This is a genomic window from Acidovorax sp. 93 (assembly GCF_003633835.1).
In the GTDB taxonomy this organism is placed as follows: domain Bacteria; phylum Pseudomonadota; class Gammaproteobacteria; order Burkholderiales; family Burkholderiaceae_C; genus Acidovorax; species Acidovorax facilis.
Genome location: NZ_RBIT01000001.1, coordinates 3,188,950 through 3,208,427, shown reverse-complemented (window position 1 = coordinate 3,208,427; position 19,478 = coordinate 3,188,950). Strand labels below are relative to the sequence as shown.

Here is a 19,478-nt window from a genome sequence, read left to right as displayed (position 1 = left end):
CAAAAAAAAGCACCGCTGTCGCGGTGCTCTTTGCGGGCTGCGCCCAGAAAAAAGCTCAACCAGGAACCTTCTTGAGCATTTCCAGGCCAACCTTGCCTTCGGCGATTTCGCGCAAGGCGGTCACGGCAGGCTTGTTGCGGCTTTCGATGCGGGGGGCGTGGCCCTGGCTCAGCATGCGGGCACGGTACGTGGCGGCCAACACGAGCTGGAAGCGGTTGGGGATCTTTTCCAGACAGTCTTCTACGGTGATGCGTGCCATCGTTTTACTCCGGGGATTCAGGTGATATTGAGCGACTGGAAGGTGTCAGCACGGGCGCGGCGCTGGGCGGCGTACTTGAGTCGCTGGGCGTGAACTACGGCTTTCAGGTCGAAAAGCGCGCGCTCAAACAACTCATTGATTATAACGAAGTCAAATTTGCTCACCTGGGCCATCTCGGTAGCCGCGTTCTTGAGACGGACTTCGATGACATCGGGGGAGTCTTCGCCCCGTCGTTCCAGGCGCGAACGCAGTTCTTCCCAGCTGGGGGGCAGGATGAACACGAGGATGGCATTCGCGAAGGCTTCCTTGATCTGCAGCGCGCCCTGAAAATCGATCTCCAGGATCACGTCCGAGCCTTGGGCAATGCGCTCCTCGATCGCCTTCTTGGAGGTGCCGTAGCGGTTGCCATGTACATGCGCCCATTCCACGAAGGCGTTGCCTTCCACCATGGCATCAAACTCGGATTGCGACGCAAAGTAGTAGTCGCGGCCATGTTTTTCTTGCCCGCGCGGAGCGCGGGTGGTGTGGGAGATCGACAGGTGGACGTGGGAGTCCAGTTCCAGCAAGGCCTTGACCAGGCTGGATTTGCCTGCACCGCTGGGGGCCGCAACTACGATGAGATTTCCGGGATAGTCCATAGTTGATGTGCGCGAAGCGCTATCAAAAAATGAGTGTTATTCGATGTTCTGTACTTGCTCGCGCATCTGCTCGATCAGCACTTTCATGTCCACGCTGATGCGGGTCAGGTCAAGGGCGGCAGATTTGGAGCCCAGCGTATTGGCCTCGCGGTGGAGTTCCTGGATCAGGAAGTCCAGGCGCTTGCCCACCTCGCCGCCCTTCTTGAGCAGGCGTTCGATCTCGTCCAGGTGGGAGTCCAGCCGGGTGATTTCCTCGGCCACATCAATGCGGATGGCAAACGCCGTGGCTTCGGTCAGGGCGCGGTCACGGGCGGCCTCGGGCAGAGTGGCACCGTCGGTCAGCGCCATGGCTTCCTTCCAGCGCTCCATGAAGCGCAGCCGTTGCTGCTCGACCAGCAGCGGCACCATGGGGACGGCCTGTTCGGCCAGGGCGCGCAATTGCTTGACCCGGTCCAGCAGCATGGTGGCCAGGCGCTTGCCCTCCCGTTCGCGGGCGGCCATCAGGGCGGTCAGGGCTTCTTCGGCCAAAGCAGGAACGGCATCGCTCCAGTCCTCAGAGCCCGATGGGGCGTTGGCGCACAGGCGCAGGGCGTCGGCTACCGTGAGGGGCGCCGCCGTCGGCAGCCATGCCTTGACGGAATCTTGCAAAGAATTGAGCCGCTGCAGCAGCCGCGCGGGCGGATCCTGCAGGGTGTTGCTGTCCTCGTTCTCCAGGGCGGCGCGGACTTCAACCTTGCCGCGCTTGAGGCGGGCGGTCAGCAGGCTGCGCAGCGCGGGCTCCATGGCACGCAGTTCATCGGGGAGGCGGAACGAAAGGTCCAGGAAGCGGCTGTTGACCGAGCGGATTTCCAGCCCCAGTCTGCGTGATTGGGGCGCGCGGGTGTCGTTTTCAGCGCCAGTGGCAGATGCGCCATGCTGTGCGCTGGCGTATCCGGTCATGCTGTAAACTGGCATTGGACTTTTTGATGGTTGCTTGCGATCCGGCGATTATCCGGGTTCCGCTCCACCCCCGAGTCATCTTCGCAAAATATGTCAAAAATCAAGCCGGCTCCTTTGCCGCCCGATACCGCAATTGGCGGCTACCGCGTGGTGCGCCGGTTGTCTTCTGGCGGCTTTGGTGTGGTCTATCTGGCCCTGGATGCCGAAGGGCAACAGGTCGCCATCAAGGAATACCTTCCTTCGTCGCTGGCCACGCGTGCACCGGGCGAACTGCTGCCCAAGGTGCAGTCCGAAAAACTCTCGCTCTACCGCCTGGGGCTCAAGAGCTTCTTTGAAGAAGGCCGGGCGCTGGCCCAGATCTCGCACGCCTCTGTGGTGAGCGTGCTCAACTTCTTCCGCGAAAACGAAACCGTCTACATGGTGATGAACTACCTGGAGGGTGCGACCCTGCAGGACTTCATCATCACCGCGCGCGACCTGAAAACACAGAAGGTCTTCCGCGAATCCACCATCCGCTCGCTGTTCGACGAGGTGCTGCGCGGGTTGCGCATCGTGCACCAGCACAAGATGCTGCATCTTGATATCAAGCCGGCCAACATCTTCATCACCGACGACAACAAGGCCGTGATGATCGACTTTGGCGCTGCGCGTGAGGTGCTGTCCAAAGAGGGAAATTTCATCCGCCCGATGTACACGCCCGGCTTTGCCGCCCCCGAGATGTACCGCCGCGATTCGTCCATGGGCCCCTGGACCGATATTTACGCGATAGGTGCCTGCATCTACGCCTGCATGCAAGGCTTTCCGCCCAACGAGGCGCCCCAGCGCATCGAAAAGGACCGCCTCTCGCTGGCCCTGACCAAGCTGCGTGGCGTGTACTCCGACAACCTCATCGAGGTGGTGGAGTGGTGCATGGCGCTCGATCCGCTGTCGCGCCCGCAGTCGGTGTTTGCGCTGCAAAAGGAGCTCAGCCGCGAGGGCGAGCGCCGCTACACCAAACTGACGGTGGCCGAGAAGATGCGCCTGCAGCTCGACACCCTGGTGTCCGACACCAAGAAGAATGTGCAAAAGGTGGGTGAAGCCACCGGTATCGGAGCCAAACCCAAATGAACCCGAAGCCCTCTTTGCGTGAGTCGCTATGAAATTCTCGGTTTTCCAGATCAGCCGCCGTGGTGGCCGCGAGAAGAACGAAGACCGCATGGGCTATTGCTACACGCGCGAATCGGGCCTGTTTGTATTGGCCGACGGCATGGGTGGCCACCCGGAAGGCGAAGTGGCTGCGCAAATAGCGCTGCAGACCATCTCGGCCTTGTTCCAGCGCCAGGCCAAGCCGCAGCTCAAGGATGTGCAGGAGTTTCTGTCGGGCGCGCTGCTGGCGGCGCACCACCAGATCCTGCGCTACGCTACCGACAAGGGCATGCTCGACACGCCGCGCACCACGCTGGTGGCAGCGGTTTTGCAGGACGGCACAGCCACCTGGGTGCATTGTGGCGATTCGCGGCTGTACATGGTACGCGACGGTGATTTGCTCACCCGCACCCGCGACCACTCCTACATGGAGCTGCGCAATTCCCCACCGCCGGGCCTGGAGCGCATCAACCGCAACGTGCTGTTCACCTGCCTGGGCTCGCCCACCAAGCCCATTTATGACATCACCGGCCCGGTTTACCTGGAGCAGGGCGACCGCATTTTGCTGTGTTCGGATGGGCTGTGGGGCACCCTCAGCGACGAGGAGATTGCCACCCAACTCGGCCGCAACACCGTGTCGCACGCTGTGCCCGAGCTGGTGGAAGACGCACTGCGCAAGGCGGGGGACAGCAGCGACAACGTGACCGTGATAGCTCTGGAGTGGGAGACGCCCGACGCCTTCGAATCCACCCAGGGCGTCTCGACCGACAGCATCAGCGACGACGTGTTTGCGTCCACTATCCAGGCAGGGCCACTCGATGGCCTGGTGGATGACCTGGACGATGCCGCCATCGAGCGGTCCATCGCCGAAATCAACGAAGCCATTCGCCGCTCGGCCGCACGGAAAGCATGACACCCCCCTGAGTCGCTGCGCGCCTTCCACCTTCTCTCGAATCGCTGTGCGATTCGGGAAAAGGGACACTGCCAGTGCACGCAAGGGAGACGCAGCTACGCAGCCTGGGCGGCCCTTGCGCGGCGGTCGGTGGCCTTGGCCGCGCGTTTCGGGCGAGCCTTTGGTCATGCATGAGGCACGCCCGTTTTTCTACTGAAAATTCTATGACCACCTTCACCCGCACCGGCGACCGAGCCGCCCACCAGCTGCGCCCTGTGCGCATCACCCGCCACTACACCATGCATGCCGAGGGCTCGGTGCTGATCGAGTTCGGCAACACCAAAGTGCTCTGCACCGCTTCGGTGGAAGAGCGCGTTCCGCCCCACAAGCGCGGCAGCGGCGAGGGCTGGGTCACGGCCGAATACGGCATGTTGCCCCGCGCCACCCACACCCGCAGCGACCGCGAGGCCGCGCGGGGCAAGCAGACCGGCCGCACGCAAGAGATCCAGCGCCTCATCGGCCGGAGCCTGCGCGCGGTGTTTGACCTCAAGCTGCTGGGCGAGCGCACCATCCAGCTCGACTGCGACGTGATCCAGGCCGATGGCGGGACCCGCACCGCTGCCATCACCGGCGCCTGGGTCGCGGCGCAGGATGCGGTCAACCAGCTGCTGGCCAGCGGCAAGATCACGCAGTCCCCCCTGGTGCAGCCCGTGGCCGCCATCTCGGTCGGCATCGTGCAGGGCACGCCGCTGCTGGACCTGGAATATGTGGAAGACGTGGACTGCGACACCGACATGAACGTTGTGATGACGGGCGCAGGCCACTTTGTGGAAGTGCAGGGCACGGCCGAAGGCGTGGCGTTTACCCGGACGGAGATGGACCAGCTGCTCGCGCTGGCCGAAAAAGGCATCGCAGAGCTGGTGCAGTTGCAGCAACGGGCGCTGCTGGAAACCCCCTAACCCTCTAACCTGATATTGCTCACTAATTGATAGCTTCTTGCGCTTGCTGGATAAGCGCTAGATGCCAATTTGAATCATGAAAATCGTTCTAGCATCCAACAACCGTGGCAAGCTGGCCGAGCTGCGGTCCATGTTCGCGCCACTCGGGGTCGAGCTGGTTCGCCAGGCCGACTTGGGCGTGGGTGAGGCCGAAGAGCCATTTCGCACCTTTGTGGAGAATGCCTTGGCCAAAGCCCGCTTTGCCTCGGCCCACACCGGCCTGCCCGCCTTGGCGGATGACGCCGGTATGTGTGTGGATGCCTTTGGCGGCCTGCCGGGCGTCGATACCGCCTACTACTGCACCCAGTTTGGCTACGAGAAGAGCGACGACAACAATGTGCGCGCCCTGCTGGAGCAGTTGCACGGCGTCGCCAACCGCCGCGCCGCCATGGTCAGCACTCTGGTTGCCGTGCGGAGCCCGCAAGACCCTGAGCCGCTGATTGCCGTGGGCCGGGTGGTGGGCGAGATCACCACCGAACCCCGGGGCAGCAACGGATTTGGTTTTGACCCTGTGATGTTCATCCCCGAATTCGGCAAGACCTTTGCCGAGCTGCCTGTGGAAGTGAAGAACGCCCACAGCCACCGGGGCCGCTCGGCCGCGCAGATGCTGGCGCTGATGCGCGAACGCTGGCTGTAGAAGGGACGACAAGAACGTGGCCCACATCCCGATCACGCCGCAAGCTGAGGCCGAACCCGCCGTGGTGCGCGACATCCAGCACTACATGCGCCCCGGCCTGCTGCAGCTGCCCAGCCTGCCGCCCCTGTCGCTGTATGTGCACCTGCCCTGGTGCCTCAAAAAATGCCCGTACTGCGACTTCAATTCGCACGAGGCCCATGGCGACGGAGCGGGTGACAACGGGGTGCCCGAGCAGCGCTACATCGACGCCCTGATGGCCGACCTGGAGGCCGCGCTGCCGCTCATCTGGGGCCGCACGGTGCACAGCATCTTTATCGGTGGGGGCACGCCCAGCCTGTTTCCACCAGCCGCCATTGACCGGCTGATTGGCGACATCCGCGCCCGCCTGCTCCTTGCGCCCGACTGCGAGATCACCTTGGAGGCCAACCCCGGCACGTTCGAGAAAGACCGCTTCCGCGCCTTCCGGGCGGCGGGCGTCACGCGCCTGTCGGTGGGGGTGCAAAGCTTCAACGACCAGCACCTCAAGGCCCTGGGCCGCGTGCATGACCGCAGCCAGGCCTTGGCGGCGGTGGAGGAGGCCGCCGCGTCGTTTGACACCTACAACCTCGACATCATGTACGCGCTGCCAGGCCAGACGCCGCAAGAGCTGGAGCAGGACATGTTGACGGCATTGGCCTTCAAACCGCCGCACATCTCCATCTACCACCTCACCATCGAGCCCAACACCTACTTCGCCAAGTTTCCGCCAGCCATCCCCGAGGACGACCAGGCCTACGCCATGCTCGACCGCATCACCGAGATGACGGGCCAGGCGGGCATGGCGCGCTACGAAATATCGGCCTATGCGCAGCCCGGCCACCAGTGTTTCCACAACACCAACTACTGGCAGTTTGGTGACTACCTGGGCATTGGCGCGGGCGCACACAGCAAACTCAGTTTTGCCCACCGCGTGGTACGCCAGGTGCGCTTTCGCGACCCAGGCCGTTACATGGACAACGCCCTGGCCGGCAGGGCTGTGGCGCAGGATGAAGACGTGCGCCGGGCCGAACTTCCGTTTGAATACATGCTCAACGCCCTGCGCCTGCGCGGTGGTTTTGCGCTGCAGGATTTCATGGATCGCACGGGTTTGCCGCTGACCACCATCGCCAAGGGGTTGAAGGCGGCCGAGAGCAAAGGTTTGATCGAGCGCGACCTGACCCATGTGCGCCCGACAGAGCGGGGCTTTGATTTTCTGAGCGACCTGCAGGAGCTGTTCCTGGCGGACTGACCGGCGCTACCGACAATGCCGGGGCGCCGCCGCTCTTGGCGCGGTTGGCGCTGCGTGCGGCGCGCCGTCCCCCGCGTGGTCAGCCGCAGCGCACCGCCACAATGCGGCCGTTGGCATCCACCTCCAGGTTGAGCCGCTGGGCATTGAATTCCTTGGTGATGATCTGGCCGGGGCGCAGGACGCGGGCCATTTGTGCGCCCGACCGCACCCGGGCCAATTCGACCACCGACGCCGTGCTGTTCTGCCCCACCACCGACTGGGCTGGTTGGGCGTTGCACAGGCCGCCTGGCGCGGGTTCTGCCGGCGCCGGGCTGCCAGAGGGGGCCGGGGGCTGGCCTTGGCTGGCGCAACCCGTCATCAGCGCCGCAACCACCAGGCTGCCAGAGATGCCAAAAGGTATTTTCGTCATGGGTGAGGCTCCAGAAAACAAGACCCTCACCATACCGGAAGCCCTGTGAGCGCGGGTGTCCACGCGTAACACGGGGGGAGGGCGGTTGTCCCTCCAGCTGGTTGGGTGACTTGATGAGGGTCAAGAAAATGTTGGCTGAATTGCGACAGACAGCGCGCCTCCTTCACACGACGGGTACCCGGCGATGGTTTGCCGTAAGGCCCTGTCCGCACAATGGATTGTTGGTGGTCTGCGCTCCCCGCTGGGTGGGCAGAACACCGGGGCCAGTGTGGAGCGCGCTGGCTTCTGGCAACCGAGTTTGTGCAGCCCCGAACAACCATGTCCGACGATCCCATCTTCAGCCTCATCCACTCTCTCGGCGACACCCTGGATGGTCTGGACGTCGCCTTGTGCGCGTTTGACGAAAACGATTGCACCCTCGCATGGAACCGTACGTTCTTCAAGTTCTTCCCGGAGCATGTGGGGCATGTCTACGTGGGCGAGCCCTACCACGCCAATCTGCGGCGCTTTTACACCGAGCGGCTGGATGCGCAGGAGCTGCCCAATATCGACCGCTACATCGCGGCAGGCGTGGAGCGGCACCGCGCACAGACGCGCCCCTACAGCTTTGAGCACCGGGGCCTGCGGGTCCACGTATCGTCGTTGCCGATCGCCGGGGTAGGGCGCGTGCGGGTCTGGCGTGCAGAGGCGGTGCAAAGTCCACAAGAACAGGAAAAGCTGGACAAGGTGGGCGATGCCAACATCCACGAGCCCGGCTATCCGCGCAGCCACATGGTGGAAAGTACAGAGCTTTTTGACCGCATTCCCGATGGCTTGATGATCTGTGGGGAGGACCAGCGCATTCAATGGGTCAACGAGCCGTTCATGCAGATGTACAGCCTTGTTGATCGCGCCGCTGCAACGGGCCTGAGCTTTGAGGACATTTACCGGGGGGCCTGGGCTGCGGATGGGCCGGGTGACATGGCGCCCTTTTATGAGGGGCTCACCATCCTGCACGAACACATGCGATTTGCAGGCGCACCGTTTGAGGTGCCCTTGCCCCGCAACCGCTGGAGCCGCGTGATCGCCAAGCAGGGTTTGGACGGGACCGTGTTCTATGCACATGTGGATATCACCGAGTTCAAGCGCCAGCAGCGTCGGCTTGCCCAGGCCGAGCGCAGTGCCCGCGACAGCGAGGCGCAACTGCGTGAGAAGTCCATCCTGCTGGAAGCCACGTTGGAAAACATGGACCAGGGCGTGGCCAAGATCAGTGCCACGGGCATTGTGGAGCTGTGCAATCGCCGCGCGCTAGAGCTGCTGGATTTGCCCGTCGAACTGATGGCCTCCAAGCCCTCGCTGGTGAATGTGCTGGCCTACCTGCGCGCACGGGGCGAGTTTGACGGGGCCTCGCAAGACATCCAAGACATGCTGCTGAACAGTGACGGCGGGGTCGATCAGCAGCAGGTCTATGACCGCCCCCGGCCCGACGGGCGCATCCTGGAGGTCCAGACCGTGCCCATCAAAGGTGGAGGTGCGCTGCGCACCTTCACCGACGTGACGCAGCGCAAACAGGCCGAGCACCGCATACGGCATGTTGCCGAACACGATGGACTCACGGGGTTGCTGAACCGCTCGGCCTTCCTGCAAACCCTTCAGGCGGCGGTGCCCGATGCGCGGCGCCAGGGCCAGGGCTTTGCCGTGTTGTATGTGGACCTGGACGGCTTCAAGCCCATCAACGACCGCTTCGGACATGCCGTGGGCGACCAATTGCTGGCGTGGGTGGCCCGGCAGCTTGCCCAGGCGGCGCGCGAAAACGACGTGGTGGCGCGGCTGGGGGGCGACGAATTTGCCCTGCTGCAGCGTGGCGTCTCTGACCGCGACAGCGCTCTCCGGCTGGGCGAGCGCCTGGTGCAGGCCATTGCCCAGCCGACGGAAATTGAATCGCATTTCATCCAGATCGGAGCCTCTGTAGGCATCGTGATGTCGTCCGCCGACGCCACGAACGCCGAAGAGCTGCTGCGCAAGGCCGATTCCGCGATGTACCTGGCGAAAGCCTCTGGGCGCGGTTGTGTGCGGATTTATGGTGCGTGACCGCCCAGCGTGCATGCGCCGGGTCAGCGGGCCTGGAAGACGTCCTTCGAAAGTCGAAGATGTCCTACACACCTCGGTCACGGGGCGGCCTACTATTTGTCCGTCGATACCCCGTCGACATCCCTCCCGCTTGCACAAGCAAGTGTTCAGCCCGCACCCAGCGGGCTTTTTTTTGCCCGTTTCCCGTCCTGCCAGTGCCTGCACCGCTAACCGCAAGACATGGGGCTTGTCGTGAATGAGCAGGTGAATACTGGGTTCTTTGACCCCGTCCACTGCACGTTGCGCCAGGGGGCTGCATCATTCACAGCCAGGTGGGGTGTCATCGTGGGGCCACCGCTATTGATTACAAAACCAGAATGATTCTGTACAAGCCCGGGGCGCAATTCATCTACAAGGGCCGACGTGTCAGCGTGGACTACGTCATCATCCGAAGAACGGGCCTGTGGGTCCGATTGGCCGGCAGTGAGGAGGTGTGCCGACCAGAAGATCTGACACCCATTTCGCCCCATGCTTATGGCTTACCCGAAGGCCGCCACTGACGGCGGGTAGGGTGGTGGGGCACAAAGCACAACGGGCCGTGAAGGCCCGTTGTGTTGGATGTTTTGGCGGAGACTGTGAGATTCGAACTCACGGACGGTTGCCCGTCGGCAGTTTTCAAGACTGCTGGTTTAAACCACTCACCCAAGTCTCCGGGAGGGAAGGCGCGAATTCTAGCTGACTGCGGGTGCTTATTTTTTCAGCATGCCCCGGGTCTCTATGAACTTGACCACATCGGCCACGCCTGCCAGGGTTTTGAGATTGGTCATCACAAACGGTTTGAGGCCCTGGGCGTTGGTGCGCATGCGGGTGGTGTCGGCATGCATCACGTCCAGGTTGGCGCCCACGTGGGGGGCCAAGTCGGTCTTGTTGATGATGAACAGATCGCTCTTGGTGATGCCGGGGCCGCCCTTGCGGGGGATTTTTTCGCCAGCGGCCACGTCGATCACGTAGATGGTGAGGTCCGAGAGCTCGGGGCTGAAGGTGGCGGCCAAGTTGTCGCCGCCGCTTTCTACAAACACGATGTCGGCGTTGGGGAACTCGCCCAGCATGCGGTCGATGGCTTCGAGGTTGATGGAGCAGTCTTCGCGGATGGCGGTGTGGGGGCAGCCGCCGGTTTCCACGCCCAGGATGCGCTCTGCGGGCAGGGCGCCGCTCACGGTGAGCAGGCGCTGGTCTTCTTTGGTGTAGATGTCGTTGGTGATGGCGATGAGGTCGTATTCATCGCGCATGGTCTTGCACAGCATTTCCAGCAGCGTGGTCTTGCCGGAGCCCACGGGGCCGCCGATGCCGACGCGCAGCGGGGGCAGGTTTTTGGTGCGGTTCGGGATGTGGTGCAGTGTGTTGGTCATGGCGTAATTTACTATCAAATCAATAGCTGCTAGCGCAGTATTCGCAAGCGCTAGGAGCGAAAAAGTCTTGAATATTGCACTTCGTGCTGGGCGCTCAGGATGGCCAGCATCGGCGAGAAGGCCTGGAGCTCGCTATCCATCAGGCCCATGGCGTGGTCGGCGGCGGCAGGTATGGCATCGGCCAGTTTTGCGAGGATGCGCTGGCCTGCGCTTTGGCCCAGCTGCATGGATTTGAGGGCGGCCTGCACCATGTTTTCGGCCCAGCCGAAGGCGTAGGCCAGCAGAACATCGCGCACGGGCGCCTGGGTGGTGGAGGCGGCCAGTGCAAATGCCACGGGGTATGTGGGGGGCAGGGCGGCCAGGTGGCGGATGGCGGACAGGGACTCTTCGTCACCCTGGTGCTGGTTGCGCAGCCAGTCGGTCATCGACCGGCCCATCTGCTCGGTCTGTAGCCGCATTTCGCTGGTTTCGCGGGTGTGTAGCACCCAGTCGTTGAGTTCGCGCACGTGCGCCCAGTCGGCGCGGCGCCAGGCGCCTGCTGCTTTGGCGATGAGGGCCATGTCGCCGCGCGCCTGCGTGATGTGCAACTGGTCTAGCAGCCAGTCGCCCACGGCGGTTTCGCTGGCGAGGCCTGCGTTTTCAATGGCGCTTTCCAGCCCTTCGGAATACGAGAACCCGCCCACGGGCAACGCGGGGGAGGCCAGCCACATCAGCTGCAGGAAGCTGGCGGCGGGCAGGGGCGCGGGGCGGTCCAGGCGCATGGAGCGGGGAGTCAGTGGTCGTGGTTGCAGTGGGGGCCGTGCACATGCCCCTGGGCCACCACGGGGATGGACACGGTGCGCCCGGGGCCTGGGGCTGCGGTGTTTGCTGCTGCGTGGCTGTGATCATGGCTGTGATCGTGATCGTGCCCATGGTCATGTCCGTGGTCATGCCCACCATGGTGGTGGTGCCCGCCACCGTGCCCTGCCGCATAGGCCCCGCCTTCGGGTTCAAAGGGCAAGTTCTGCTCGGTCACGATCAGGTGCATGGCGCGCAGCATGTCGGCCAGAACGTGGTCGGGTTCGATCTTGAGGTGGTCGGGCTGCAGCTCGATGGGCACGTGCCGGTTGCCCAGGTGGTAGGCGGCTCGGGTCAGGTCGAAGGGGGTGCCGTGCTGTGTGCAGTGCGTGATGACCAGCACGGGCTGCGGTGCGGCGATGACGCGGACCATGGAGCCGTCTTCGGCCACCAGCACATCACCGCCGCGCACCAGCGTGCCGCGCGGCAGGAAGATGCCCAGCTCGCGCCCGGCGGAGTCGGTGGCGGCAAAGCGGCTTTTCTGGCGCACGTCCCAGTCCAGCTCGATGGTGGTGGCGCGCTTGACCAGTACGGGCGCAAGGCCTTTGCCTTGGGGGATCAGTTTGGAGGCTTGGATCATGGAGATTCTTTGTTGCAGCGGGCAAACGCGCATTGTGTGCCAGGGGCTCAACCCTGGGGAGCGCGTTTGTTTACAGCGTACGGGTCATGAAGAAGCTGTAAGGGTCGAGGCAGTAGTCGGCAAAAGGGCCGCATTCGACGAAGCCGTTCTGCAGGTAGAGCTGCCGCGCGGGTTCGAAGAACGGTTGCGTGCCGGTCTCCAGGCTCACGCGGGCAAAGCCGCGTGCGCGGGCCTCTTGCAGCAAATGGTTCAGGAGCTGGCGTGCAATGCCCCGGCCGCGATGGCGGGTGCTGGTGCGCATGGATTTGAGTTCAGCGTGGCCGGCATCGAGCCGCTTGAGCGCGCCCGTGCCCACCAGCATGTCGCCATCCGCTCCGGTCAGCCAGGCAGACCAGAACGCGATGTTCGGCTGGCGCAGCTGGTCCATGTCCAGCGCGTGCACGCTTTCAGGCGGTGAAACGGCGCGCATGTCCACCAGGTGCTCTTGCATGAAGGCTTCAATGCGCGGGTCGCTCAGGTCGTCCAGGCGGATCATCAGGTCTTGCAATACGGCGCTCATGGGACGTGGGCCTCAGAACAAAAAGTAGCGCTGCGCCATGGGCAGCACGGTGGCGGGCTCGCAAGTGAGCAGCTGCCCATCTGCGCGTACCGAATAAGTCTGCGCGTCGATTTCCATCTTGGGCGTGTAGCTGTTATGCACCATGTGCTGCTTGCGCACGCTGCGGATGTTGCGCACCGCGCTCAGCGTTTTGCGCAGGCCGAAGCGCTCACCGATGCCCGCCGCCAAACCTGCCTGCGAGACAAAGGTGAGGGAGGTCTTGGCAATCGCTCCGCCAAACGCGCCAAACATCGGCCGGTAGTGCACGGGCTGGGGCGTGGGGATGGAGGCGTTCGGGTCACCCATCGCCGCCATGGCGATGAGGCCGCCCTTCAGGATCAGCGCGGGCTTCACGCCGAAGAATGCGGGCTTCCAGATGACGATGTCGGCCCATTTGCCCACTTCGAGCGAACCCACTTCATGGCTGATGCCGTGCGCAATGGCGGGGTTGATGGTGTATTTGGCCACGTAGCGCTTGATGCGCGTGTTGTCGTTGCGGGCGGTGTCACCTTGCAGGCTGCCGCGCTGCACCTTCATCTTGTGCGCGGTTTGCCAAGTGCGCAGGATGACTTCGCCCACGCGGCCCATGGCCTGGCTGTCGCTGGACATCATGCTGATGGCGCCCAGGTCGTGCAGGATGTCTTCCGCGGCAATCGTCTCCTTGCGGATGCGGCTTTCGGCAAAGGCCAGGTCTTCGGCAATGCTGGCATCGAGGTGGTGGCACACCATGAGCATGTCCACATGCTCGTCGAGCGTGTTGTGCGTGTACGGCATGGTGGGGTTGGTGGAGCTGGGCAGGAAGTTGTCCTCGCCCACCACGCGCAGGATGTCCGGTGCGTGTCCTCCCCCGCGCCTTCGGTGTGGAAGGCGCAGATGCCGCGCCCACCCACGGCGGCAATGGTGTTCTCCACAAAGCCCGATTCGTTGAGCGTGTCGCTGTGGATGGCCACCTGCGTGTCGGTTTCTTCGGCCACGTCCAGGCAGTTGCTGATGGCCGACGGCGTGGTGCCCCAGTCTTCGTGCAGCTTGAGGCCGATGGCGCCTGCGTTGATCTGCTCATGCAGGGCATCGGGCAGGCTGGCGTTGCCTTTGCCGAGAAAGCCCAGGTTCATCGGGAAAGCGTCGGCCGCCTGCAGCATGCGCTCCATGTTGAAGGGGCCTGAGGTGCAGGTGGTGGCTAGCGTGCCCGTGGCGGGGCCGGTGCCGCCGCCTAGCATGGTGGTCACGCCGCTGGCCAGGGCTTCCTCGATCTGCTGCGGGCAGATGAAGTGGATGTGGCTGTCGATGCCGCCTGCGGTGACGATGTTGCCCTCGCAGCTGATGACCTCGGTGCCGGGGCCGATGATGATGTCCACGCCGGGCTGCGTGTCGGGGTTGCCGGCTTTGCCGATGGATGCGATGCGGCCTGCGCGCAAGCCGATGTCGGCCTTGAAGATGCCGGTGTGGTCCACCACGAGGGCATTGGTCAGCACCGTGTCCACCGCCCCCTGGGCGTTGCTGCGCTGGCTTTGTGCCATGCCGTCGCGGATGGTCTTGCCGCCGCCAAACTTCACCTCTTCGCCATAGCTGCCTGCGCGCAGCGTGTGATCGGCCTCGACTTCGAGGATGAGTTCCGTATCGGCCAGGCGCACGCGGTCGCCCACAGTGGGGCCAAACATTTCGGCGTAGGCGCGTCGTCCAATGGTTGCCATGGGTGTGCTCCGCGAGAAACTGATTACTATGTTTTTAATAGCTTCCAGCGCTTATCCATAAAGCGCTAGAGGCTGTTTTGACCTGAATTTTTACAGTGCGCCCTGTACCAGGCCCTGAAAGCCGTACACGCGGCAATCGCCCGCGTAGTCCACCAGCTCTACGGTGCGCTCCTGGCCGGGCTCAAAGCGCACGGCCGTGCCGGATGCAATGTTCAGCCGCATGCCGCGTGCGGCGGCACGGTCAAAACCCAGGGCGTTGTTGGTCTCGGCAAAGTGGTAGTGCGAGCCCACCTGGATCGGGCGGTCGCCGGTGTTGCGTACCACCAGCGTGAGGGTGCGGCGGCCGGTGTTGAGCGGGTGTTCACCGGGTTCGGTGAAGAGTTCGCCTGGGATCATTGCGTGCTCCTGGTGGGTCAACGGGTCAGGCCATTTGCGCGAGCAGCGCACCACCGAACACTGCCACGCCCGCACCTGCGGCGCGCGCCAGCCACACATGGCGGTGGCGCAGTGCCCAGCCCGCCGCGAGGCCCGTGCCATGCAGCAGCACGGTGGCGGTCAGCATGCCCGCCAATGTTTGCCAGGCGCTGCCGCTGCCTGCCAACTCGTAGCCATGGGCCACGCCGTGGAAGACTGCGAACACGCCCACACCCAGCGCCGCCAGCAGTCCGGGCACGCGCAGGCGCGACACGACGAGCAGGCCTGTGACCAGCAGCGACGCAGCAATCATCGGCTCCACAGCAGGCAGCGCCACGCCCCGCAGGCCCAGCACGGCGCCCACCAGCAGCATGGCCGCAAAGCCCACGGGGCCCCATAGCAGTTCGCGCCCGGCGCTGCGCGCGGCCAGGGCGCTCCACAGGCCCACGGCCACCATGGCGGCCAGGTGGTCCAGGCCGAACAGGGGGTGGGCAAGGCCGCTGAAGAAACTGTTGTGGATGTGGGATTCAGCGCCTGTATGGGCGTTGGCGCACGTGCTGATTGCGCTGGCAGCTATGAAAAGGAGAGCGGCTGTGTGGCGGTGTGAGAGTGCGATGCGCATGGGGGCTCCACAGAGAGAACGAGGGACAGAGAGAAAGGGGGTCAGACGATCGGTTGATGGACGGTGACCAGCTTGGTGCCGTCGGGGAAGGTGGCCTCGATCTGGATGTCCGGAATCATCTCGGCGATGCCGTCCATCACGTCCGCGCGGGTGAGCACGGTGCGGCCCTCGCTCATCAATTGCGCCACGGTCTTGCCGTCGCGGGCGCCTTCCATCACGGCGGCGCTGATCAGGGCCATGGCCTCGGGGTAGTTGAGCTTGAGGCCCCGGGCTTTGCGGCGCTCGGCCAGCAGGGCGGCGGTAAAGATCAGCAGCTTGTCTTTTTCGCGAGGGGTGAGTTCCATGGTGTACCGGGTGATCTAGTGGAAGCAAGCCCATCTTAGGCAGCAAGCCCCGTGCCCGCCATACGTCATCTGGCGCAGGGGCTGTGCTCATGTGGGTTGGCAGTGGCATGGAAACTGCACCGGAAGGGGTTAACGCCGCCATTGCCCATGCCTCCTCACGCCGCCTCTATCGCCCCCGCTGACGCCGCACCGTTGCAGCCGACAGAGCCGGGCATGGCTGCACATGAACCCCAGCAGGCCCCGCAACAGGTGGTCAAGGTCCGGCGCGACTACAACAGCTGGGTCGCCACCGAGACCATGGAGGACTACGCACTGCGCTACACCCCCCAGCGCTTTCGCAAATGGTCCGAATGGCGCGTGGCCAACACAGCGTTCGGGGCTGCGTCTTTCCTGATCCTGGAAGCCGTGGGCGCCACGCTGCTGGTGCAGTACGGCTTCATCAATGCCTTCTGGGCCATCGTGGCCACGGGGCTCATCATCTTCCTGGCGGGGCTGCCCATCAGCGTGTATGCGGCGCGCTATGGGGTGGACATGGACCTGCTCACGCGCGGCGCGGGGTTTGGCTACATCGGCTCCACGCTCACCTCGCTGATCTACGCGAGCTTCACCTTCATCTTCTTCGCGCTGGAGGCTGCCGTGATGGCCTACGCGCTGGAGCTCGCGCTCGACATCCCGCCCACCTGGGGTTACCTCATCTGCGCCATTGTGGTGATTCCACTGGTCACGCATGGCGTGTCGGCCATCAGCCGCCTGCAGGTGTGGACACAGCCGCTGTGGCTGGTGATGCTGGTGGTGCCGTTTGTGTATGTGATCGTGCGCGATCCTGGTGCGTTTTCTGGCATCGCGCACTACGGTGGTGAATCAATGCGGGGCGCCACATTCCAGCTGCCCTTGTTTGGTGCGGCGCTCACGGTCGGTATTGCGCTCATTACCCAGATGGGGGAGCAGGCCGACTACCTGCGCTTCATGCCCGCATCCACCCCCGCCACACGTGGGCGCTGGTGGCTGGGCGTGCTGGTGGGCGGGCCGGGCTGGGTGGTGCTGGGCGTGCTCAAGATGCTGGGCGGTGCGCTGCTGGCCTACCTGGCGCTCACCCACATGGTGCCGGCCGACCGTGCGGTAGACCCGAACCAGATGTACCTGGCCGCGTATGAGTATGTGTTCCCCCACTACGGCTGGGCGGTGGCGGCCACGGCGCTGTTTGTGGTGATCTCGCAGCTCAAGATCAATGTGACCAACGCCTACGCAGGCTCGTTGGCGTGGTCGAACTTCTTCTCGCGCCTTACCCACAGCCACCCGGGGCGCGTGGTGTGGGTGGTGTTCAACACCCTCATCGCCTTCATGCTGATGGAGATGAACGTGTTCCGCGCCATGGGCGAGGTGCTGGGGCTGTACTCCAACATCGCCATCGCCTGGATCATGTCGGTGGTGGCCGACCTCGTCATCAACAAGCCGCTGGGTCTGTCGCCCAAGGGCATCGAGTTCAAGCGCGCGCACCTGTACGACATCAATCCAGTGGGCGTGGGCTCGATGGCGCTCGCGTCCATTCTGTCCATCAGCGCGCACCTGGGCCTGTTCGGACCGCTGCCGCAGGCGTTCTCGGCGGTGATTGCGATGGCGGTGGCCTTTGTCACCGCACCGCTCATTGCCTGGGCCACTGGAGGGCGCTACTACATTGCGCGCCAGCCCGATCCCGCTGCGGTGACCGATGTGGTGGCGGTGCCCATGCACGGTCCGGTCAGCGGCAAACAAGGTGCTGACCTGGGCAGCTACGTGCGTTACACCGTGCAGCGCTGCGTGATCTGCGAGCGCGAGTACGAAGCCCCGGACATGGCCCAGTGCCCTGCTTACCGGGGGGCTATCTGCTCGTTGTGCTGCACGCTCGATGCGCGCTGCGGCGACCTGTGCAAACCCCACGCGAGCATGGCGGTGCAATGGTCGGCCGCGCTGCGCTGGGTGCTGCCGCGCGCCATGTGGCGCTACCTGGACACGGGCCTGGGTCACTTCCTGTTGCTGATGCTGGTGATAGCGCCGCTGCTGGCCTCGGTGATGGGGCTGCTGTACCACCAGGAGCTCAACACCATCGCCCAGGCGGCCACCGACACCGAGGTGATGGCTGCACCCGAAGTGGCGCTGCGCTCGGGCCTGCTCAAGGCCTATCTTGCACTGCTGGTCATTTCAGGCATCGTGGCCTGGTGGCTGGTGCTGGCGCACAAAAGCCGCCAGGTGGCTCAGGAGGAATCCAACCGGCAGACGGGCCTTTTGGTGCGCGAGATCGAGCTGCACCGCCAGACCGACGAGGCCCTGCAGACCGCGCGCAGCGTGGCCGAGCAGGCGCGCCAGGTGGCCGAAGAAGCCAAGCGCGCCGCCGACCAGGCCAACCACGCCAAAAGCCGCTACATCAGCGCCATCAGCCACGAGATCCGCACGCCGCTCAACTCCATCTTGGGCTACGCGCAGCTCATGGGCGAGGACGCGGGCGTGCCCCCGCACCGCAAGCAGGCGGTGCATGTGATCCGCCGGGGGGGCGAGCACCTGCTCTCGCTCATCGAAGGTACGCTCGATATTGCGCGCATCGAATCCGGCAAGCTCACGCTGGACGTGACGCCCATGCGTTTTGCCGATGGCCTGCACGAGATGGCCAGCCTGTTTGAACTGCAGGCCGCGGCCAAGGGCCTGGCCTTCCAGTTTGATGTGCTGGGCGTGATTCCGGAAGTGGTGCGTGCCGACGAAAAGCGCCTGCGCCAGATCCTCATCAACCTGCTCGGCAACGCCGTCAAGTTCACCTCGCACGGCACCGTCACGCTGCGCGTGCGCTATGCACGCGAAATGGCGCGCATCGAGGTGCAGGACACGGGGCCAGGCCTCACAGCCGAGGAGATCGAGCGCATCTTCGAGCCCTTTGCGCGCGGCGGCTCGGGCGGTGGCAACACCGCGGCCGCGCCGGGCGCAGGCCTGGGCCTGACCATTGCCAAGATGCTCACCGCGCTCATGGGCGGCGAGCTGACGGTGAGCAGCACCCCAGGCGTGGGCTCGGTGTTCCACGTCAAGCTGTTTCTGCCCGAGGTGCATGGGGATGCGCTGGGCAAGGCGGCGGCGCCCATGGCCGTACAAGCCCAGCGCGCCCGCAAGGGGTATGCGGGGGAGCGCCGCCGCATCCTGGTGGTGGACAACGAAGAACCCGACCGTGAGCTGCTGGTGCAACTGCTGGAGCCCCTGGGCTTTGAGCTGCGCCAGGCCGCCAGCGGGCACGACGCGCTGGACCTGCTGGCCACCGGCTACCGGCCCCACGCCATCTTCATGGACCTGGCCATGCCGGGCATCGACGGGTGGGAGACGCTGCGGCGCGTGCGGCAGATGCGGTTGCCGAACGTGCATTGCGCCATTGTTTCCGCCAATGCGTTTGACAAGGCGCTGGACAACGACGTGGACATCCGCCCCGAAGACTTCATCGTCAAGCCCGTGCGCCACAGCGAGCTGCTCGACTGGCTGGAGCGCCGTTTGGGGTTGCAGTGGCAATACGGCGAAGCCAATACGACCCCCGCCTTGCCTGCGGCAGCGGATGCGCCCCTCACATACCCCGACACCACCGCCCTTGCCGCCTTGGCCCAGGCAGTGTCTTTGGGCTACTACCGTGGCATCCTCAACACGCTGGACGACATTGAACGCAGCCAGCCCGCGCACAGCGCTTTTGTGGGCACCATGCGGCAGCTGGCCAAGCAGTTCCAGTTCGATGCCATGGGCCAGATCCTGGAGCAGGCGCCATAGTG

General features: G+C 64.3%; 18 protein-coding genes, 1 tRNA gene and 1 pseudogene. 7 read left to right on the top strand and 13 right to left on the bottom strand.

What is annotated here, in order from left to right:
• Positions 1 to 55: 55 nt before the first annotated feature.
• From rpoZ to C8C93_RS14560, 3 genes are read right to left on the bottom strand one after another with little or no spacing between them, the layout of a single operon-like run.
• Positions 56 to 259, bottom strand: coding sequence for a DNA-directed RNA polymerase subunit omega (rpoZ, locus tag C8C93_RS14570; RefSeq protein ID WP_005794722.1), 204 nt, complete (start codon positions 257 to 259; stop codon positions 56 to 58).
• Between the two features lie 17 nt (positions 260 to 276).
• Positions 277 to 897 (bottom strand): guanylate kinase, encoded by a 621-nt coding sequence (gmk, locus tag C8C93_RS14565; RefSeq protein WP_055399040.1) that lies wholly within the window; start codon positions 895 to 897, stop codon positions 277 to 279.
• Positions 898 to 933: 36 nt separating this feature from the next.
• Complete coding sequence (locus C8C93_RS14560; RefSeq protein WP_121422508.1) at positions 934 to 1,851, bottom strand: YicC/YloC family endoribonuclease; 918 nt, start codon at positions 1,849 to 1,851, stop codon at positions 934 to 936.
• 75 nt (positions 1,852 to 1,926) lie between these two features.
• Here C8C93_RS14560 and C8C93_RS14555 point away from each other — a divergent pair, with 75 nt between their 5' ends.
• From C8C93_RS14555 to hemW, 5 genes are all read left to right on the top strand, one after another.
• On the top strand, positions 1,927 to 2,943 hold the full coding sequence (locus C8C93_RS14555) for a serine/threonine-protein kinase (protein ID WP_008905072.1): 1,017 nt from the start codon (positions 1,927 to 1,929) through the stop codon (positions 2,941 to 2,943).
• 28 nt (positions 2,944 to 2,971) lie between these two features.
• Positions 2,972 to 3,874, top strand: a complete 903-nt coding sequence (locus C8C93_RS14550) for a PP2C family serine/threonine-protein phosphatase (RefSeq protein WP_121507389.1) — start codon at positions 2,972 to 2,974, stop codon at positions 3,872 to 3,874.
• 203 nt (positions 3,875 to 4,077) lie between these two features.
• Positions 4,078 to 4,812, top strand: a complete 735-nt coding sequence (rph, locus tag C8C93_RS14545) for a ribonuclease PH (RefSeq protein ID WP_121507388.1) — start codon at positions 4,078 to 4,080, stop codon at positions 4,810 to 4,812.
• Positions 4,813 to 4,888: 76 nt separating this feature from the next.
• Complete coding sequence (rdgB, locus tag C8C93_RS14540; protein WP_121507387.1) at positions 4,889 to 5,488, top strand: RdgB/HAM1 family non-canonical purine NTP pyrophosphatase; 600 nt, start codon at positions 4,889 to 4,891, stop codon at positions 5,486 to 5,488.
• A 16-nt stretch (positions 5,489 to 5,504) separates the two neighbouring features.
• Positions 5,505 to 6,755 (top strand): radical SAM family heme chaperone HemW, encoded by a 1,251-nt coding sequence (hemW, locus tag C8C93_RS14535; protein WP_121507386.1) that lies wholly within the window; start codon positions 5,505 to 5,507, stop codon positions 6,753 to 6,755.
• A 79-nt stretch (positions 6,756 to 6,834) separates the two neighbouring features.
• Here hemW and C8C93_RS14530 read toward each other — a convergent pair whose 3' ends face one another.
• Positions 6,835 to 7,164 carry an I78 family peptidase inhibitor gene (locus C8C93_RS14530; protein WP_121507385.1) on the bottom strand — a complete coding sequence of 110 codons (330 nt, stop codon included), beginning with the start codon at positions 7,162 to 7,164 and terminating at the stop codon, positions 6,835 to 6,837.
• A gap of 318 nt (positions 7,165 to 7,482) precedes the next feature.
• Here C8C93_RS14530 and C8C93_RS14525 point away from each other — a divergent pair, with 318 nt between their 5' ends.
• Positions 7,483 to 9,234, top strand: coding sequence for a GGDEF domain-containing protein (locus C8C93_RS14525; protein WP_121507384.1), 1,752 nt, complete (start codon positions 7,483 to 7,485; stop codon positions 9,232 to 9,234).
• Between the two features lie 603 nt (positions 9,235 to 9,837).
• On the opposite strand, the gene C8C93_RS14515 is transcribed toward C8C93_RS14525, so the two are convergent.
• The 9 genes and pseudogenes from C8C93_RS14515 to C8C93_RS14475 all read right to left on the bottom strand — a co-directional run bounded on the left by C8C93_RS14515 (position 9,838) and on the right by C8C93_RS14475 (position 15,708).
• Positions 9,838 to 9,925: transfer RNA gene (locus C8C93_RS14515), tRNA-Ser, on the bottom strand.
• Positions 9,926 to 9,962: 37 nt separating this feature from the next.
• Positions 9,963 to 10,622 carry an urease accessory protein UreG gene (gene ureG, locus C8C93_RS14510; RefSeq protein ID WP_121507382.1) on the bottom strand — a complete coding sequence of 220 codons (660 nt, stop codon included), beginning with the start codon at positions 10,620 to 10,622 and terminating at the stop codon, positions 9,963 to 9,965.
• A gap of 50 nt (positions 10,623 to 10,672) precedes the next feature.
• On the bottom strand, positions 10,673 to 11,383 hold the full coding sequence (locus C8C93_RS14505) for an urease accessory protein UreF (protein ID WP_121507381.1): 711 nt from the start codon (positions 11,381 to 11,383) through the stop codon (positions 10,673 to 10,675).
• Between the two features lie 11 nt (positions 11,384 to 11,394).
• Complete coding sequence (gene ureE / locus C8C93_RS14500; protein WP_121507380.1) at positions 11,395 to 12,039, bottom strand: urease accessory protein UreE; 645 nt, start codon at positions 12,037 to 12,039, stop codon at positions 11,395 to 11,397.
• 70 nt (positions 12,040 to 12,109) lie between these two features.
• The gene (locus C8C93_RS14495) at positions 12,110 to 12,598 is read right to left on the bottom strand and encodes a GNAT family N-acetyltransferase (protein WP_121507379.1); all 489 of its coding nucleotides are present in this window, start codon (positions 12,596 to 12,598) and stop codon (positions 12,110 to 12,112) included.
• A gap of 12 nt (positions 12,599 to 12,610) precedes the next feature.
• Positions 12,611 to 14,328, bottom strand: a pseudogene (gene ureC, locus C8C93_RS14490) (urease subunit alpha).
• 90 nt (positions 14,329 to 14,418) lie between these two features.
• Positions 14,419 to 14,724: an urease subunit beta gene (locus tag C8C93_RS14485; RefSeq protein ID WP_121507378.1), complete on the bottom strand. Its 306-nt coding sequence runs from the start codon at positions 14,722 to 14,724 to the stop codon at positions 14,419 to 14,421.
• 25 nt (positions 14,725 to 14,749) lie between these two features.
• A complete protein-coding gene (locus C8C93_RS14480; RefSeq protein ID WP_121507377.1) occupies positions 14,750 to 15,364 on the bottom strand; it encodes a HupE/UreJ family protein in 615 nt (204 codons plus the stop codon).
• Positions 15,365 to 15,405: 41 nt separating this feature from the next.
• Entirely contained in the window at positions 15,406 to 15,708 is a 303-nt protein-coding gene (locus C8C93_RS14475; RefSeq protein WP_121507376.1) for an urease subunit gamma, read from the bottom strand.
• A 213-nt stretch (positions 15,709 to 15,921) separates the two neighbouring features.
• On the opposite strand from C8C93_RS14475, the gene C8C93_RS14470 reads away from it, so the two are divergent.
• Positions 15,922 to 19,476: an ATP-binding protein gene (locus C8C93_RS14470; RefSeq protein WP_233559414.1), complete on the top strand. Its 3,555-nt coding sequence runs from the start codon at positions 15,922 to 15,924 to the stop codon at positions 19,474 to 19,476.
• Positions 19,477 to 19,478 lie beyond the last annotated feature (2 nt).

What these genes read in the sequence shown, in the direction of transcription:
- C8C93_RS14550 (WP_121507389.1), top strand. Translation starts at nt 2,972, where the DNA reads ATGAAATTCTCGGTTTTCCAGATCAGCCGCCGTGGTGGCCGCGAGAAG.
- C8C93_RS14560 (WP_121422508.1), bottom strand. Translation starts at nt 1,851, where the DNA reads ATGCCAGTTTACAGCATGACCGGATACGCCAGCGCACAGCATGGCGCA.
- rdgB (WP_121507387.1), top strand. Translation starts at nt 4,889, where the DNA reads ATGAAAATCGTTCTAGCATCCAACAACCGTGGCAAGCTGGCCGAGCTG.
- C8C93_RS14475 (WP_121507376.1), bottom strand. Translation starts at nt 15,708, where the DNA reads ATGGAACTCACCCCTCGCGAAAAAGACAAGCTGCTGATCTTTACCGCC.
- C8C93_RS14470 (WP_233559414.1), top strand. Translation starts at nt 15,922, where the DNA reads ATGGCTGCACATGAACCCCAGCAGGCCCCGCAACAGGTGGTCAAGGTC.
- ureG (WP_121507382.1), bottom strand. Translation starts at nt 10,622, where the DNA reads ATGACCAACACACTGCACCACATCCCGAACCGCACCAAAAACCTGCCC.
- ureE (WP_121507380.1), bottom strand. Translation starts at nt 12,039, where the DNA reads ATGATCCAAGCCTCCAAACTGATCCCCCAAGGCAAAGGCCTTGCGCCC.
- C8C93_RS14525 (WP_121507384.1), top strand. Translation starts at nt 7,483, where the DNA reads ATGTCCGACGATCCCATCTTCAGCCTCATCCACTCTCTCGGCGACACC.
- C8C93_RS14555 (WP_008905072.1), top strand. Translation starts at nt 1,927, where the DNA reads ATGTCAAAAATCAAGCCGGCTCCTTTGCCGCCCGATACCGCAATTGGC.
- rpoZ (WP_005794722.1), bottom strand. Translation starts at nt 259, where the DNA reads ATGGCACGCATCACCGTAGAAGACTGTCTGGAAAAGATCCCCAACCGC.
- C8C93_RS14485 (WP_121507378.1), bottom strand. Translation starts at nt 14,724, where the DNA reads ATGATCCCAGGCGAACTCTTCACCGAACCCGGTGAACACCCGCTCAAC.
- C8C93_RS14495 (WP_121507379.1), bottom strand. Translation starts at nt 12,598, where the DNA reads ATGAGCGCCGTATTGCAAGACCTGATGATCCGCCTGGACGACCTGAGC.
- C8C93_RS14530 (WP_121507385.1), bottom strand. Translation starts at nt 7,164, where the DNA reads ATGACGAAAATACCTTTTGGCATCTCTGGCAGCCTGGTGGTTGCGGCG.
- gmk (WP_055399040.1), bottom strand. Translation starts at nt 897, where the DNA reads ATGGACTATCCCGGAAATCTCATCGTAGTTGCGGCCCCCAGCGGTGCA.
- rph (WP_121507388.1), top strand. Translation starts at nt 4,078, where the DNA reads ATGACCACCTTCACCCGCACCGGCGACCGAGCCGCCCACCAGCTGCGC.
- C8C93_RS14505 (WP_121507381.1), bottom strand. Translation starts at nt 11,383, where the DNA reads ATGCGCCTGGACCGCCCCGCGCCCCTGCCCGCCGCCAGCTTCCTGCAG.
- C8C93_RS14480 (WP_121507377.1), bottom strand. Translation starts at nt 15,364, where the DNA reads ATGCGCATCGCACTCTCACACCGCCACACAGCCGCTCTCCTTTTCATA.